Origin of the sequence: Streptomyces sp. DH41, from assembly GCF_029813785.1 — a bacterium.
Taxonomy (GTDB): Bacteria; Actinomycetota; Actinomycetes; order Streptomycetales; family Streptomycetaceae; genus Streptomyces.
This window is the reverse complement of the sequence record NZ_JARVKY010000042.1, coordinates 14,799-30,295: the sequence shown is the minus strand read 5'-3', so window position 1 is coordinate 30,295 and position 15,497 is coordinate 14,799. Positions and strand designations below refer to the sequence as shown.

General features: G+C 73.5%; 15 protein-coding genes. 11 read left to right on the top strand and 4 right to left on the bottom strand.

Features of this window, described 5'->3' with window-relative positions; all coding sequences use genetic code 11:
• The first annotated feature begins 31 nt into the window (after positions 1-31).
• From cobM to cobC, 6 genes are read left to right on the top strand one after another with little or no spacing between them, the layout of a single operon-like run.
• The gene (gene cobM, locus QC283_RS37770; RefSeq protein WP_279566313.1) at positions 32-877 is read left to right on the top strand and encodes a precorrin-4 C(11)-methyltransferase; all 846 of its coding nucleotides are present in this window, start codon (positions 32-34) and stop codon (positions 875-877) included.
• Positions 874-2,112 (top strand): precorrin-6y C5,15-methyltransferase (decarboxylating) subunit CbiE, encoded by a 1,239-nt coding sequence (gene cbiE / locus QC283_RS37765; protein ID WP_279566312.1) that lies wholly within the window; start codon positions 874-876, stop codon positions 2,110-2,112. The genes cobM and cbiE overlap by 4 nt, the downstream gene beginning before the upstream one ends.
• Positions 2,109-3,806 carry a precorrin-3B C(17)-methyltransferase gene (gene cobJ / locus QC283_RS37760; protein WP_279566311.1) on the top strand — a complete coding sequence of 566 codons (1,698 nt, stop codon included), beginning with the start codon at positions 2,109-2,111 and terminating at the stop codon, positions 3,804-3,806. Before cbiE ends, cobJ begins: the two co-directional genes overlap by 4 nt.
• Positions 3,803-4,399 carry a precorrin-8X methylmutase gene (locus QC283_RS37755; RefSeq protein ID WP_279566310.1) on the top strand — a complete coding sequence of 199 codons (597 nt, stop codon included), beginning with the start codon at positions 3,803-3,805 and terminating at the stop codon, positions 4,397-4,399. The genes cobJ and QC283_RS37755 overlap by 4 nt, the downstream gene beginning before the upstream one ends.
• Positions 4,396-5,313, top strand: a complete 918-nt coding sequence (locus QC283_RS37750) for a sirohydrochlorin chelatase (RefSeq protein WP_279566309.1) — start codon at positions 4,396-4,398, stop codon at positions 5,311-5,313. The genes QC283_RS37755 and QC283_RS37750 overlap by 4 nt, the downstream gene beginning before the upstream one ends.
• Positions 5,285-6,385, top strand: coding sequence for an Rv2231c family pyridoxal phosphate-dependent protein CobC (cobC, locus tag QC283_RS37745; RefSeq protein ID WP_279566308.1), 1,101 nt, complete (start codon positions 5,285-5,287; stop codon positions 6,383-6,385). Before QC283_RS37750 ends, cobC begins: the two co-directional genes overlap by 29 nt.
• Positions 6,386-6,567: 182 nt before the next feature.
• On the opposite strand, the gene QC283_RS37740 is transcribed toward cobC, so the two are convergent.
• The 3 genes from QC283_RS37740 to QC283_RS37730 form a co-directional block, all read right to left on the bottom strand.
• A complete protein-coding gene (locus tag QC283_RS37740; protein ID WP_279566307.1) occupies positions 6,568-7,521 on the bottom strand; it encodes an SCO1860 family LAETG-anchored protein in 954 nt (317 codons plus the stop codon).
• Positions 7,522-7,707: 186 nt separating this feature from the next.
• The gene (locus QC283_RS37735) at positions 7,708-8,805 is read right to left on the bottom strand and encodes an amidohydrolase family protein (RefSeq protein ID WP_279566306.1); all 1,098 of its coding nucleotides are present in this window, start codon (positions 8,803-8,805) and stop codon (positions 7,708-7,710) included.
• A 10-nt stretch (positions 8,806-8,815) separates the two neighbouring features.
• Complete coding sequence (locus QC283_RS37730; protein ID WP_279566305.1) at positions 8,816-9,358, bottom strand: hypothetical protein; 543 nt, start codon at positions 9,356-9,358, stop codon at positions 8,816-8,818.
• Positions 9,359-9,527: 169 nt separating this feature from the next.
• Here QC283_RS37730 and QC283_RS37725 point away from each other — a divergent pair, with 169 nt between their 5' ends.
• The 5 genes from QC283_RS37725 (at position 9,528) to thpD (ending at position 14,316) form a co-directional block, all read left to right on the top strand.
• Positions 9,528-10,655, top strand: coding sequence for a pyridoxal-phosphate-dependent aminotransferase family protein (locus QC283_RS37725; RefSeq protein WP_279566322.1), 1,128 nt, complete (start codon positions 9,528-9,530; stop codon positions 10,653-10,655).
• A 329-nt stretch (positions 10,656-10,984) separates the two neighbouring features.
• On the top strand, positions 10,985-11,497 hold the full coding sequence (gene ectA, locus QC283_RS37720) for a diaminobutyrate acetyltransferase (protein WP_279566304.1): 513 nt from the start codon (positions 10,985-10,987) through the stop codon (positions 11,495-11,497).
• Between the two features lie 131 nt (positions 11,498-11,628).
• Complete coding sequence (ectB, locus tag QC283_RS37715; protein ID WP_279566303.1) at positions 11,629-12,900, top strand: diaminobutyrate--2-oxoglutarate transaminase; 1,272 nt, start codon at positions 11,629-11,631, stop codon at positions 12,898-12,900.
• A gap of 108 nt (positions 12,901-13,008) precedes the next feature.
• Positions 13,009-13,407, top strand: coding sequence for an ectoine synthase (locus tag QC283_RS37710; RefSeq protein ID WP_043374438.1), 399 nt, complete (start codon positions 13,009-13,011; stop codon positions 13,405-13,407).
• A 6-nt stretch (positions 13,408-13,413) separates the two neighbouring features.
• A complete protein-coding gene (thpD, locus tag QC283_RS37705) occupies positions 13,414-14,316 on the top strand; it encodes an ectoine hydroxylase (protein ID WP_279566302.1) in 903 nt (300 codons plus the stop codon).
• A 91-nt stretch (positions 14,317-14,407) separates the two neighbouring features.
• Here thpD and QC283_RS37700 read toward each other — a convergent pair whose 3' ends face one another.
• Positions 14,408-15,493, bottom strand: coding sequence for an aminotransferase class V-fold PLP-dependent enzyme (locus tag QC283_RS37700; protein ID WP_279566301.1), 1,086 nt, complete (start codon positions 15,491-15,493; stop codon positions 14,408-14,410).
• Between the last annotated feature and the right edge of the window lie 4 nt (positions 15,494-15,497).

Below are 15,497 nucleotides of genomic sequence, written 5' to 3'. Positions count from 1 at the left end.
GCGAAATATGCGCAGGAAAGGACTCCATCCCATGGCTTCCGTTGCTCCCGAGGCTTCCGTGGCCGATGTCTCCCCCGGCAAGGTGACCTTCGTCGGTGCCGGTCCCGGCGCCGCCGACCTGCTGACGTTCCGCGCCGCGCGGGCCATCGCCGAGGCCGATGTCGTGATCTGGGCGGCGAGCCTGGTCCAGGCGGAGGTCCTCCAGCACGCGCGCGAGGACGCGGAGGTCCTGGACTCGGCGACGATGTCGCTGGAGGACGTCGTCGCCGTCTACCGGCGGGCCCGCGAGGAGGGACTGCGGGTGGCCCGCATCCACTCCGGCGACCCGGCCCTGTGGGGCGGCACGCAGGAGCAGGTCGACCGGTGCGCGGAGATCGGCATCGCGACCGAGATCGTGCCCGGCGTCTCCGCCTTCTCCGCGGTCGCCGCGCTCGCGCGGCGGGAGCTGACCATCCCGGAGGTCGCGCAGTCCGTCGTCCTCACCCGGCTCGGCGGCGGCAAGACGCCCATGCCGCCCGGGGAGGAGGTCCGCGAGTTCGCCAAGCACGGCACCACCATGGCGATCTTCCTGTCGGCGGCCCGCAGCGGCCAGCTGGTGCGGGAGCTGCTGGAGGGCGGCTACCCGACCGAGACACCGGTCGTCGTCGCCTACCAGGCGACCTGGCCGGAGGAGCTGGTCGTGCGGTGCACCATCGGCACGCTGGAGGAGACGGTCAAGGAGCACAAGCTCTGGAAGCACACCCTGTTCCTGGTCGGCCCGGCCCTCGACGCGCACGGCACCCGCTCGCACCTGTACCACCCCGGGCACTTCCACGGTTACCGGAAGGCGGACCCCGAGGCGCGCCGGGAGCTGCGCACGCGGGGTGCGAGCACGTGATCACCGTGGTGGGGATGGGGGCCGGCGCGCCGCCCGGCGGGGACGTCGCCGCCGGTGCGGAGCTGGTCGTCGGCGGGCGGCGGCATCTGGATGCCGTACGGCTGCCGGAGGGGGCCGAGCGGGTCGTCCTCGGAGCGCTCGCGCCCGCCCTCGACAGGGTCGCGGAGTACGTCGCGAAGGAGCGGCGGGTGGTCGTGCTGGCCTCCGGGGACCCCGGGTTCTTCGGGATCGTGCGGGTGCTGGCCGAGCGGTTCGGGCCGGAGCGGCTCGACGTACGGCCCGGTGTCTCCTCCGTCGCCGCCGCGTTCGCGCGGGCCGGGCTGCCGTGGGACGACGCCGTGGTGGCCAGCGCGCACGGGCGGGAGCTGCGGACCGCGGTGAACCTGTGCCGGGCCCATCCGAAGGTCGCCGTCCTGACGGGGCCCGGGGCCGGTCCGGCGGAACTCGGCGCCGCGCTGAGGAACGACAGCCGGGTCCTCGTCGTCGCCTCCGCGCTGGGCTGTGCCGAGGAGCGCGTGGAGCGGCTGACGCCCGCCGAGGCGGCCCGACGTGACTGGGGGACGGCGGTGAGCGTGGTGCTGTGCCTGGACGAGACGCGGGAGCTGGGGCCGGTACGGACGGTCGCCGGACCGCCGCGGCCGGACACCGCCGGATGGGCGCTGGACGAGGCCGCGTTCGCGCACCGCGATTCGATGATCACGAAGTTCGAGGTGCGGGCGCTGGCACTCGCCCGGCTCGGGCCGCGCCCCGGCGACCTGGTCTGGGACGTCGGCGCCGGCTCCGGGTCCGTCGCCGTCGAGTGCGCACGCCTCGGCGCCGCCGTCACCGCCGTCGAGAAGACGCCGGACGGTGTCGGGCGCGTGCGCGCCAACGCCGCCGCCCACGGTGTCGACGTCCGGGTGGTGCACGGGGCGGCGCCCACCGTGCTGTCCGACCTGGGCGACGACCCCGACGCCGTGTTCGTCGGCGGCGGTGGGCGCGCGCTGCCCGCGATCGTCGCGCAGTGCGCGCGGCGGGCGCGGCGCACCGTGGTCGTCGCCATGGCCGCGCTGGACCGGGTGCCCGCGGCCCGCGAGGCGCTGCTCGGTGCCGGGCTGGAGTGCGACGGGGTGCTGCTGCAGTCGTCCCGGCTCGCGCCGCTGCCGGGGGACGTGACCCGGCTCGCGGCGACCAATCCCGTCTTCCTGCTGTGGGGCGTGAGGCCGCACAGCCGTACCGAAGGAGTTACCCCTTGATCGGCCTCATTTCCGCCACCGCGGCGGGGGCTGCGGCGCGGGACCGGCTGGCCGCGGCGTGGCCGGACCGCACGCGCGTGTACGAGGGTCCCGTCGCGGACGCCGTACGGACCGCGTTCGCCGAGTGCGAGCAGCTCGTGTGCTTCCTGGCCACGGGGGCCGTCGTCCGGCTCGTGGCGCCGCTGCTGGACGACAAGCGCACCGACGCCGGTGTGGTGTGCGTCGACGAGGGCGGGCGGTTCGCCGTGTCGCTGGTCGGCGGCCACGGGGGCGGCGCCAACGAACTCGCCCGTGCGGTCGGTGCGGTGCTGGGTGCCGAGCCGGTGGTGACGACGGCGACGGACGCCGTCGGGCTGCCCGGCCTGGACACGCTCGGGCTGCCCGTTCAGGGCGATGTCGCCGGGGTCTCGCGGGCCCTGCTCGACGGCGAGCCGGTTGCGCTGCGGGCGGAGGTGAGCTGGCCGCTGCCGCCCCTGCCCGTCGCCGAGGAGGGTGCGTACACGGTCCGGCTGACGGACCGTCTGGTGGAGCCGGCCGAGCGCGAGGTGGTGCTGCGTCCGCCGTCCCTGGTGGTCGGCGTCGGCGCCTCCAAGGGCGCGCCGGTCGACGAGGTACTCGGGTTGGTGGAGGCGGCCCTGCGGGACGCCGGGCTGTCCGCCGCGTCGGTCGCCGAGCTGGCCACCGTGGACGCCAAGGCGCAGGAGCCCGGGATCGTCGGGGCGGCCGAGCGGCTCGGCGTGCCCCTGGTGACGTACTCCGCCGGGGAGCTGGCGGGCGTGGAGGTGCCCAACCCCTCCGACGCCCCGCTCGCGGCCGTGGGCACCCCGTCCGTCGCGGAGGCGGCGGCGCTCGTGCGCGGCGGTGAACTCCTCGTGCCCAAGCGCAAGTCGGCGGCGAGCCCCGCCATGGCGACCTGTGCCGTCGTACGGCGGCCGGGGCGCGGGCGGCTCGCGGTGGTCGGGCTCGGGCCGGGCGCCCGGGACCTGGTGACACCGCGCGCGCAGGCCGAGTTGCGGCGGGCTTCGGTGCTGGTCGGCCTCGACCAGTACGTCGACCAGATCCGCGATCTGCTGCGGCCCGGCACGCGGGTCCTGGAGTCGGGGCTCGGCGCCGAGGAGGAGCGGGCCCGGACCGCGGTCGCGGAGGCCCGGCGCGGGCACGCCGTCGCGCTGATCGGCAGCGGGGACGCCGGGGTGTACGCCATGGCCTCGCCCGCGCTGGCGGAGGCGTCCGACGACATCGACGTGGTCGGGGTGCCCGGGGTGACGGCGGCGCTGGCGGCCGGGGCGATCCTGGGCGCGCCGCTGGGCCACGACCACGTGTCGATCAGCCTGTCCGACCTGCACACGCCGTGGGAGGTCATCGAGCGGCGGGTGCGGGCGGCGGCCGAGGCGGACATCGTCGTGACGTTCTACAACCCGCGCAGCCGGGGCCGGGACTGGCAGCTGCCCAAGGCGCTGGCCATCCTCGCGGAGCACCGGGAGCCGACGACTCCGGTCGGGGTCGTGCGCAACGCGTCGCGGGCCGACGAGTCCAGCCGCCTGACCACGCTCGCCGCTCTGGACCCGGCGACGGTCGACATGATGACCGTCGTGACGGTGGGCAACACCGCGACCCGTCGGATCGCCGGGCGCATGGTGACGCCGCGCGGCTACCGCTGGCAGGGGACGTCGTCCCAGGAGGAGCCGAAGTGAGCCGTGTCGTGCACCCCATCGAGCAGGAGTCCTTCCGGCGGCTGCGCGCCCGGCTGGACACCTCGCACTTCCCGCCGCTGACCCGGGCGGTGGTGGAGCGGGTCATCCACTCCGCCGCCGACCTGGAGTACGCGTCCGACCTCGTCACGGACGAGGGCGAGCTGGCGAAGGCGCATGCCGCGCTGCACGCCGGGGCGCCGGTCGTCGTGGACGTGGAGATGGTCGCGGCGGGGATCACCCGGCGGGAGACCGTGTGCCGGCTGAAGGACGCCGTCGCGGGTCCCGGGCTGACGCGTTCCGCGCATGCGATGCGGCTGGCGTACGAGCAGGTCGGGCCCGGTGCGCTCTGGGTGATCGGCTGTGCGCCGACCGCGCTGGAGGAGCTGCTCACCCTGGACGCGTCGCCCGCGCTCGTCATCGGTCTGCCCGTCGGCTTCGTCGGCGCGGCCGAGTCCAAGGCCGCGTTGCGCGACAGCGGGCTGCCCGCCGTGAGCAACGTGTCCGAGAAGGGCGGGTCGGCGGTCGCCGCGGCCGCGCTGAACGCCCTGCTGTACCAACCCCTTTCGTCCGAGGAACCCGAGGAGAAACTGTGACGACCCCGCCCGCCCTGCTCATCGCCGGACACGGCACCCGGGACGAGGCCGGAGCCGAGGCGTTCCGCGACTTCGTGCGCGAGCTGGGCCGCCGCCACCCCGAACTGCCCGTCGCGGGCGGCTTCATCGAGCTGTCGCCGCCGCCGCTGGGCGAGGCGGTCGCCGAGCTGGTCGAGCGCGGTGTGCGCCGGTTCGCCGCGGTGCCGCTGATGCTGGTCTCCGCCGGGCACGCCAAGGGCGACATCCCGGCGGCGCTGTCCCGCGAGAAGGAGCGGCACCCCGGCATCTCCTACACGTACGGGCGTCCGCTGGGCCCGCACCCGGCGCTCCTGCGGGTGCTGGAGCGGCGGCTGGCCGAGGCGGTCGACCCGTCCTGGGACCCCGCCGAGGTGACCGTGCTGCTGGTCGGGCGGGGATCGACGGACCCGGACGCCAACGCCGAGGTGTTCAAGGCGGCGCGGCTGCTGTGGGAGGGGCGCGGCTACGCGGCCGTGGAGACGGCGTTCGTGTCGCTGGCGAAGCCGGACGTGCCGGGCGGCCTCGACCGGTGTGTGCGGCTGGGGGCGCGGCGGGTCGTGGTCCTGCCGTACTTCCTGTTCACCGGCATCCTCCCGGACCGGGTCCGGCACCAGACCGAGGAGTGGGCCGCCGCCCACCCGGAGACCGGGGTGCGGTCGGCGGACGTCATCGGGCCGGAGCCGGAGCTGCTCGACCTGGTGTGGGAGCGGTACGAGGAGGCCGTCAAGGGCGACCTCCGGATGAACTGCGACTCGTGCGTGTACCGGATCGCGCTGCCGGGATTCGAGGACAAGGTGGGGCTGCCGCAGCAGCCGCACTTCCACCCCGACGACGACGGCCATCACCACCACGGGCACCATCACGGGCATGGACACGCACACTCCCATGCACACTGAGGCCGGGGACCGGGCCGGTTCCGGGGGCCCCGACCTGCGGCACCACGGGGACGCCGAGGTCCTCGACGACGGCTCGGCACTGGTGGATCTCGCGGTGAACGTCCGCGCGGACACCCCACCGGCCTGGCTGCGCGAGCACGTCGCCGCCTCGCTCGGCTCCCTCGCGGCCTACCCGGACGGGCGGGCCGCGCGGGCGGCGGTGGCGGCGCGGCACGGGCTGCCGGTGGAGCGGGTGCTGCTGACGGCGGGCGCGGCGGAGGGGTTCGTGCTGCTGGCACGGGCGCTGAAGGTGCGCCGGCCGGTCGTGGTGCACCCGCAGTTCACCGAACCGGAGGCCGCGCTGCGGGACGCGGGGCACACGGTCGGCCGGGTGCTGCTGCGGGAGGCGGACGGCTTCCGGCTGGACCCGGCGGCCGTCCCCGAGGACGCCGACCTGGTCGTGGTCGGCAACCCGACGAACCCGACGTCGGTACTGCACCCGGCGGCCTCGCTCACGGAACTGGCCCGCCCGGGGCGGACGCTGGTCGTGGACGAGGCCTTCATGGACGCGGTGCCGGGCGAGCGGGAGGCGCTGGCCGGGCTCACGGACGTGCCCGGGCTGGTCGTCCTGCGCAGCCTCACCAAGACCTGGGGTCTGGCGGGGCTGCGTATCGGCTACGTCCTGGCGGCCCCGGAGACCATCACCGAGCTGGAGCGCGCCCAGCCGCTGTGGCCCGTGTCCACGCCCGCGCTGGCGGCCGCGGAGGCGTGTGTGACGCCGAGGGCGCTGGCGGAGGCCGCCCACGCCGCGCACCGCATCGCCGCGGACCGGGACCGACTCGTCGCCGGGCTGGGGGAGTTCGCCGGCGCCGGAGTGCGGGTCGCCGAGCCCGCCGAGGGCCCCTTCGTCCTCGTCCGCCTCCCGGACGCCGCCGCCGTACGCCACCGGCTGCGCGGCCTCGGGTACGCGGTACGGCGCGGGGACACCTTCCCGGGGCTGGGCGAGGAGTGGCTGCGCCTGGCGGTACGGGACCGGGCGACGACGGACGGCTTCCTGCGGGCGCTGGGACGGGCGGTGACGGCACCGGCCTGAGGGGCCGCGGGGGCCGGTCCTCGCACCACGGGCCGACTCCTGCTCCCCCACGGGCCGGTCCCTGACCCCCACGGGTCGGCTCCTGCTCCCCCACGGGCCGGTCCCTGACCCCCTCGGGTCGGCCCCTGACCCCCCACGGGTCGGCTCCTGCTCCCCCGTCGGCCAGTGGCGCCCTCGCCGGATCAGCCGCGCCTGCGACGGGCGGCGAACAGGGCGCCGCCGCCCGCCAGGACCAGGGCCGCGGCGCCGGCCGCGACGTACGGGGTCGCCGAACTGCCGCCCGTCTCGGCCAGACCGGTCTCGGTGCGGGCACCCTGGGCCTTCACCCCGGCCACCGGCTCCGCGGCCGGACCTGCGTCCTCCTCCGCGTCCTCCTCCGCGTCCTGTCGGGCGGGCGGCGCCTCGGCCTCCGGGGCCGCCGGGGACTCGCAGGTCGCCTCGGCCAGGGTCAGAGTGCCGTCGACCTCGGCCACGTTCAGGTCGAGGGGGTTGACGGAGACCTTGAGTTCCAGCGCGGTGGCGGCGGCCGTACGGGAGGTGGTCTCGGTCTTCGAGAGGTCGAGCCGCACCTCGCCGACGCCGGGCACCTTCACCTCCGTCGTCCCGCCGGTGGTCAGCGTGACCTTCTTGCCGAGGACCGTCACCGCGCCCAGCAGGTTCGCCTCGGCGACCGGCTTCTTCCCGGCCTCGCAGGTCGCCGTGGAGGTGACCTGTTCGACCTCGATCACCGACAGCAGCGGCAGCCCGGGGACGTGGAGCCTGGCGCGGGCCAGCTCGGTGCGGCCCTCGCTCTTCGCCGCGGTCGCCGTCGCCCCGGCGTCTGCCACGTCGGCCCGCAGGACGCTGAAGGGTTTGCCGCCGTCGACGCCGTCCAGCTCGGCGGTCAGCGCGGTCTTCCGGGCGCTCTCGGGCGCCTGCACCTCGTTGAGGGTGACCGCGAGCGGGACGTTCACCGTCCTGTTGAGCAGGGACACGTCGAGCCCGGTGCGCAGGACGGTGGCGCTCGCGCGGCCGTGGTCGCCGGTCGCGTGGGCGGTGCCCGTGCCGGCCAGGGCGGCGGGCCCCGCGGCGAGGGCGGTGGCCGCCGCGACGGTGACGAGGCGGCGTGCGGGCATGCGGAAGGTGTTGCCGTTCAAGGTGGTGGGACCCCCAGTAAGACATGCGTGCGGGACACGCATGAGCGACACGCTTGGGACCCGGACAGGATGTCCCCGCGTGCGCCGAACCGTCAGCGATCCGGGGGCACTTCATCCCTTCGTGGTGTTTCCGCCAGTCTTTTCGAATGGGTCGGCACGGGTGTTCCCCGCCCTCACCCGCGTCGGCTAACCGACGACCCGCCCGTTGAGCACCACCCGGCGCGGAGCGGCGAGCACGCGCACGTCCGCGCGCGGGTCCTGGTCGAACACCACCAGGTCCGCCGGCGCGCCCTCGTCCAGGCCGGGACGACCGAGCCACCGCCGGGCGGCCCAGGTCGTGGCGGCGAGGGCCTCGACGGGCGGGATGCCGGCGGTGACCAGTTCCGCGACCTCCGCCGCCGCCAGGCCGTGGGCCAGGGAGCCGCCCGCGTCGGTGCCGACGAAGACCGGGACTCCGGCGTCGTAGGCGCTGCGCACCGTGTCGTAGCGGCGTTCGTGGAGTCGGCGCATATGGGCCGACCAGCGCGGGAAGCGGGACTCGCCGCCGTCGGCGAGCGCCGGGAAGGTGGCGATGTTGACGAGGGTGGGCACGATGGCGACGCCCCGCTCCGCGAAGAGCGGGATCGTGTCGTCGGTGAGGCCCGTGGCGTGCTCGACGCAGTCGATGCCGGCCTCGACCAGGTCGCGCAGGGAGTCCTCGGCGAAGCAGTGCGCGGTGACGCGGGCGCCCAGGCGGTGGGCCTCGGCGATCGCGGCCTCGACGGCGCCGCGCGGCCAGCAGGCGGACAGGTCGCCGAGGTCGCGGTCGATCCAGTCGCCGACCAGTTTCACCCAGCCGTCGCCGCGACGGGCCTCCTGGGCGACGTACGCGACGAGGTCCTCGGGTTCGACCTCCCAGGCGTAGTTGCGGATGTAGCGGCGGGTGCGGGCGATGTGCCGGCCCGCCCGGATGATCTTCGGAAGGTCCTCGCGGTCGTCGATCCAGCGGGTGTCGGAGGGCGAGCCCGCGTCGCGGATGAGGAGGGTGCCCGCCTCACGGTCGGTCAGCGCCTGCTTCTCGGCGACGTCCTCGGGGACGGCGCCGTGCTGGTCCAGGCCGACGTGGCAGTGCGCGTCGACCAGTCCGGGCAGCGCCCAGCCCTCGACGGTACGGATGTCGGCGGCGCCGGCGGGGCGGTCGTAGGAGACCCTGCCGTCGATCACCCACAACTCTTCGCGGACGTCCTCGTCCCGCGGTCCGACGAGCACCCGACCCTTCACGTGCAGCACCGTTCGATCACTCATGCCCCGCACCCTAGACCGGCCCCCCGGGGGTGTTCGAAGGCCCGGTCACCGGCCGCCGCCGCGCGCGGGCGCGGAGCTCGGTCGCGTACCCGGCCGCGACGGCGCTCCCGGCGGCGGTCAGGGCGAGGACGGCGACGCCGGAGTTGACGTACCCGGGGACGTCGTCGGAGGCGTAGCCGTCGCCGTCGGCGGTCTCGCAGTCGAAGCGCAGGGGCAGGTAGGAGACCGAGTAGTCGACGATCCGCCCGGACAGCTCCGGGTGCTCGCTCGTGCGGCAGGGCCGCAGCGGCGCGGAGCCCGTGCCGCCGTCCTCCGCCTCCATGACCGCCCCCGCCACGCACAGCGCTCCCCAGATGTAGAGCACGGCGGCTCCCGCACCGGCGCAACCCGCCAGTACGCGCAACCCCGCGCCGGGGCGGGCGGGCGCGGGAGCGGCCGCGGCAGGCGCGGGAGCGGCGCCCCCGGGGGCGCCGCGGGCGTACGTGTCGCCGTGGCGGACGAGGACGACGGCCGTCACCACCCCGACGAGGACGAGCAGCAGGAGAACGGGCACAGAGGCGAGTTCATCATCCGAACGATCATGTCGGCTGTGGCGGAAGCCACGATTCCGGGCGTGGGGGTGTCGCAACGGATGGCCTCCGGCGCGAGTGGCGGCGGAGGGCATGGTTACTCTCGATTCCGTACGTGCCGTACACCTGCCCGTGAGCGAAGAGAGCACCACCGTGACCCATCCCTTCCTGGACCTCGCCCCGCTGAGCGCCGGCTCTTTCGCCGCGATCGAGGACCGGGTCGCGCGCCTGCTCGGCACCGGTCAGGACGTCGTGATCATGCAGGGCGAGGCGCTGCTGCCGCTGGAGGGCGCGATCCGCGGCGCCGCCGGGCCGGGCACCGTCGCGCTGAACGTCATCACGGGGCCGTACGGGCAGACGTTCGGGAACTGGCTGCGGGACTGCGGCGCGACCGTGCACGACCTCGCCGTGCCGTTCCACACGGCCGTGTCGGCCGAGCGGATCCGCGCGGCCCTCGCCGAGCACCCGGAGATCGACTTCGTGTCCCTGGTGCACGCCGAGGCGGCGACCGGGAACACCAACCCGGTCGCGGCGATCGGCGAGGTGGTGCGGGCGCACGGCGCGCTCTTCTACCTGGACGCCGTGGCCTCCGTGGGCGCGGAGCCGGTGCTGCCGGACGCGTGGGGCGTGGACCTGTGCGTCATCGGGGCGCAGAAGGCGATGGGCGGTCCGGCCGGCGTGTCGGCGGTGTCGGTGAGCGAGCGGGCTTGGGCGCGGATGGCGGCCAACCCCGGGGCGCCGCGCCGGTCGTACCTGTCCCTGCTGGACTGGAAGGAGCGTTGGATCGACGGCGGGCGCAAGGCGCTGCTGCACGCGCCGGCGCAGTTGGAGATGCTCGCGCTCCAGGCGTGCGTGGAGCGCGTCGAGGCGGAGGGTCTTTCGACGGTGATGGCGCGGCACGCGTCGGCCGCGGCGGCCACCCGGGCCGGCGCGCTCGCACTCGGCGGCCTGGAGCCGTACGTGTACGAGGCGAAGGACGCGGCGCCGGTCGCGACGACGCTGCGGGCGCCGTCGGACGTCGACGCGTCCGAACTGGTCGCCCGGGCGCTGGCGTCCGATCCGGCGCTGCCGCTGGCGGCGGGCGGGGGCGCGCTGGCCGGGGAGATGATCCGCGTCAACCACTACGGTCCGGACGCGACGCGCGGGGCCGTGCAGGGCTGCCTGGCGGCACTGGGTGCCGCGCTGGCCGAGAAGGGTCTGAAGGCCGATCTGGAGGCGGCCCGGCGGGCCGTCGAGGACGCCTGGGTCCGGCCGGCCGGACCCGGCCTTTCGGACGCGTGAATTCAGAGCAATTACCGAAGCTCACACAAACAGAATTAAGTAATTACTCTCAGCACAGCTTCCCGTATTCTTCTGCCCGCTTTCCGGGGACCTAAACACAAAGATTTCACGAACCTCAACCCTCGCATTTCGGGCACGTCTCGCACGGGTTACGCGATTGTGACCCGATCCACATGCTGCCCGTTTTGCGGCGTACGACCCGGACAAACCCCCGTAGATCGCCGCCTCCTCGCGCGGAAGCACGCGCCCGCGTGATAACACATGACGCGTTCATACGTAACCCCATCCGGCGATGCAATTTTGAATTTCCCTGGGTAAATTCAATTTGCATGACTGCCGCGCAAGCAGACCTGCAAATCGACCGTCCGAGAGTGGCCGACGGGGCCGCTCTGTGGCGGATAGCGAGGGATTCCGAGGTCCTCGACCTGAACTCGTCCTACAGCTATCTGCTCTGGTGCCGGGACTTCGCCGCCACGTCGGCCGTCGCCCGCGACGGGCACGGCGTGCCGGTCGGCTTCGTCACCGGCTACATACGGCCGGACCGGCCGGACACCCTGCTCGTGTGGCAGGTGGCGGTGGACCATGCGTACCGTGGACGGAGGGTCGCGGCTCTCCTGCTCGACGGACTGGCCGCCCGGACCGTCGCGGAACGCGGGACGACCACCATGGAGACCACCATCTCGCCCGACAACACCGCGTCCCAGCGACTGTTCACCTCGTTCGCCGAGCGGCACGGCGCCCGGCTGGAGCGCGAGGTGCTGTTCGACACGGAGCTGTTCCCCGACGGGCCGCACGAGCCCGAGGTCCTGTACCGCATCGGCCCCCTGTCCGCAGCCCGCTGACCGACCGGCTGCCCGGACGGCCCGGCACCCCTGACCGTCCGGCCCTGAGACTTCCCGGCCGGGACCGCACCGGTCCCCCGGATCCGTACGACCTTCCTCTCCCACCCTCACCCAACGAGGAGCGATTCGTCGTGACCATCACCCAGCCCGACCTCAGCGTCTTCGAGACCGTCGAGTCCGAGGTGCGCAGCTACTGCCGCGGCTGGCCCACCGTCTTCGACCGTGCGCTCGGCAGCCGCATGTACGACGAGGACGGACACGAGTACCTCGACTTCTTCGCCGGAGCGGGCTCGCTCAACTACGGGCACAACAACGCCGTTCTGAAACGCGCGCTGATCGACTACCTGGAGCGGGACGGCGTCACGCACGGTCTCGACATGTCGACCACCGCCAAGCGCCGCTTCCTGGAGACGTTCCAGAACCTGGTGCTGCGGCCGCGCGACCTGCCGTACAAGGTCATGTTCCCGGGCCCGACGGGCACCAACGCCGTGGAGTCCGCGCTGAAGCTGGCGCGGAAGGTGAAGGGGCGCGAGTCGATCGTGTCGTTCACCAACGCCTTCCACGGCATGTCGCTCGGCTCACTCGCCGTGACCGGCAACGCCTTCAAGCGGGCCGGCGCCGGCATCCCGCTGGTGCACGGCACGCCCATGCCCTTCGACAACTACTTCGACGGCACCGTCGAGGACTTCCTGTGGTTCGAGCGGCTGCTGGAGGACCAGGGCTCCGGCCTCAACAAGCCGGCCGCCGTGATCGTCGAGACCGTGCAGGGCGAGGGCGGCATCAACGTCGCCCGGGCCGAGTGGCTGCGCGCCCTGTCCGAGCTGTGCGAACGCCAGGACATGCTGCTCATCGTCGACGACATCCAGATGGGCTGCGGCCGTACCGGCGCCTTCTTCTCCTTCGAGGAGGCGGGCATCACGCCGGACATCGTCACCGTCTCCAAGTCGATCAGCGGCTACGGCCTGCCCATGGCCCTGACCCTGTTCAAGCCCGAACTGGACGTCTGGGAGCCGGGCGAGCACAACGGCACCTTCCGCGGCAACAACCCGGCCTTCGTCACGGCGACCGCCACCCTGGAGGCCTACTGGGCCGACGGGTCGGCGATGGAGAAGCAGACCCGCAAGCGCGGCGAGCAGGTCGAGCAGCACATGATCGCCATCACCGAGGAGAACCTCGCCGACGTCAAGGAGTACCGGGGCCGCGGCCTGGTCTGGGGCCTGGAGTTCCACGACAAGGCCCGCGCGGGGAAGGTCGCGGCGCGCGCCTTCGAACTGGGGCTGCTGATCGAGACGTCCGGTCCCGAGAGCGAGGTCGTCAAGCTGCTCCCGGCGCTCACCATCACGCCCGACGAGCTGGACGAGGGCATGAAGACCCTCGCCCGGGCCGTGCGCGAGACCGCCTGACCCCGTCGGCGCCGCCTGACAGCACCGTACTTCCGGCGCCTTCGGCCCACGCGGCCGAGGGCGCCGGGGACCCTTGCACACCCTTCACCTAGGAGGCATCGCAACACCGTGATCGTCCGTTCGTTCAAGGAGATCGAAGGCACCGACCGGCACGTGAAGTCGGCGTCCGGCACCTGGGAAAGCAAGCGCATCGTCCTGGCCAAGGAGAAGGTCGGCTTCTCCGTCCACGAGACGATTCTGTACGCGGGTACGGAGACGTCGATGTGGTACGCGAACCACATCGAGGCCGTCGTCTGCACCAAGGGCGACGCCGAGCTGACCGACCGCGAGACGGGGAAGACGTACCACATCACGCCTGGCACCATGTATCTCCTCAACGGCCATGAGCGGCACACGCTCAAGGTCAAGGAGGACTTCCACTGCATCTGCGTGTTCAACCCGCCCGTGACCGGACGGGAGGACCACGACGAGAACGGCGTCTACCCGCTGCTCACCGAGGAGGTGTGAGTCACCGTGACCACGACCACGACCACGAACGTCACCGACCTCTATCCCACCCGCGGCGCCACCGAGGTGGCGACTCCCCGGCAGGACCCGGTCGTCTGGGGCTCCCCGGACACGCCCGGCCCGGTCGCGCCCGGTGATCTGCGGTCCCTCGAGCGCGACGGCTTCCTCGCCATCGATCAGCTCATCGGGCCGGACGAGGTCGACGTCTACCGGCGCGAGCTGGAGCGGCTCACCACCGACCCGGCCATCCGCGCGGACGAGCGCTCGATCGTCGAGCCGCAGTCCAAGGAGATCCGGTCCGTCTTCGAGGTGCACAAGATCAGCGAGGTCTTCGCGAAACTCGTGCGCGACGAGCGGGTGGTCGGGCGGGCCCGGCAGATCCTCGGCTCGGACGTCTACGTCCACCAGTCACGGATCAACGTCAAGCCGGGCTTCGGGGCCAGCGGCTTCTACTGGCACTCGGACTTCGAGACCTGGCACGCCGAGGACGGCCTGCCGAACATGCGCACGATCTCGGTATCGATCGCGCTCACCGAGAACTACGACACCAACGGCGGTCTCATGATCATGCCGGGGTCGCACAAGACGTTCCTCGGGTGCGCGGGGGCCACGCCGAAGGACAACTACAAGAGGTCCCTGCAGATGCAGGACGCGGGGATCCCGTCCGACGAGGCGCTGACGAAGATGGCCTCGGCGTACGGCGTCAAGCTGTTCACCGGCAAGGCCGGCTCGGCGACCTGGTTCGACTGCAACTGCATGCACGGGTCGGGCGACAACATCACGCCGTTCCCGCGCAGCAACGTGTTCATCGTGTTCAACAGCGTGGAGAACACGGCGGTCGAGCCGTTCGCGGCACCGATCCGGCGGCCGGAGTTCATCGGCGCGCGGGACTTCACCCCGGTGAGGTGACCCGCCTCTGAGCTCGGGCAGGGGCCTTTTCGTGTGGGACGGGAGGCCCCTGCCCGATACTGTCCGGACCACGCCGTCCGGCCCGGCGGTCTCAGCCCGCCAGTACGTCCAGCAGCCGGTCGACGTCCGCCGCGGTGTTGTACAGGTGGAACGCGGCCCGCAGATGGCCCGCCCGGTCGGAGACCTGGACGCCGGCCCGCCCCAGCTCGCCCTGCCGGTGGCCCAGTCCGGGCACCGACACGATCGCGGACCCCGGCGCGGGCACCGGCTCGTGCCCCAGGGAGCCCAGTCCGTCCCGGAACCGGTCGGCGAGGGCGGTGTCGTGGGCGTGCACGGCGTCCACGCCGAGTTCCTCGATCAGGGCCAGGGAGTGCCGGGCGCCCGTGTAGGAGAAGAGGGCCGGACTCTCGTCGAAGCGCCGGGCGGAGTGCGCGAGTTCCTCGACGGGACCGTAGCAGCTGTCCCAGGGCCGCTCCCCCGACGCCCACCCCGCGAACAGCGGCGTCAGTCCGCCGAAGTCCTCCGGTACGACGAGGAAGGCGACGCCGCGCGGGCAGAGCACCCACTTGTAGCCGACGGCGGCCACGAAATCGAAGTCGCCGGCGGCCAGCGGCAGCCACCCGTTGGACTGCGAGGCGTCGATCAGCGTCCGCGCCCCGTGCGCCCGGGCGGCGTCCCGCAGCGCCGCGAGATCGGCGATCCGCCCGTCGGCGGACTGGACGGAGCTGACCGCGACGAGCTCCGTCTGCGGGCCCACCGACTCGGCGATCCGCTCCAGCGGCACACTGCGCACCTTCAGGTCCCCACGCGTGTGCAGCGGATTCACCAGGGAACTGAAGTCGGCCTCCGCGGTGAGGACTTCGGCGCCCGCGGGCAGCGAGGCGGCGACGAGCCCGCTGAAGGTGGCGACCGACGCGCCCGCCGCGACCCGGGTGGCGGGCACCCCCAGGAGCCGGGCGAAGGAGGACCGGCACGCCTCGACGTCGGCGAACATGTCGAGCGGCTGCCCCTCGGCGGCGGACGCGGCCGCGTCACGCATCGCGACGAGGGTCCGGGCGGGAAGCAGGCCGGTACTGGCGGTGTTCAGGTACGTGGTCTTCGGGGCGAACTCGGCGCGGACGAGGTTCTCGAAGCTCTCCATGGCACCACTGTGCGGCCCCGGGACCTCCCCGTCCATCGCG

Bases quoted from the DNA above. Each gene is read 5' to 3' on its own strand.
- ectA (WP_279566304.1), top strand. From the start codon at position 10,985: ATGACTGCCGCGCAAGCAGACCTGCAAATCGACCGTCCGAGAGTGGCC.
- QC283_RS37700 (WP_279566301.1), bottom strand. From the start codon at position 15,493: ATGGACGGGGAGGTCCCGGGGCCGCACAGTGGTGCCATGGAGAGCTTC.
- cobC (WP_279566308.1), top strand. From the start codon at position 5,285: ATGGACACGCACACTCCCATGCACACTGAGGCCGGGGACCGGGCCGGT.
- cobM (WP_279566313.1), top strand. From the start codon at position 32: ATGGCTTCCGTTGCTCCCGAGGCTTCCGTGGCCGATGTCTCCCCCGGC.
- QC283_RS37735 (WP_279566306.1), bottom strand. From the start codon at position 8,805: ATGAGTGATCGAACGGTGCTGCACGTGAAGGGTCGGGTGCTCGTCGGA.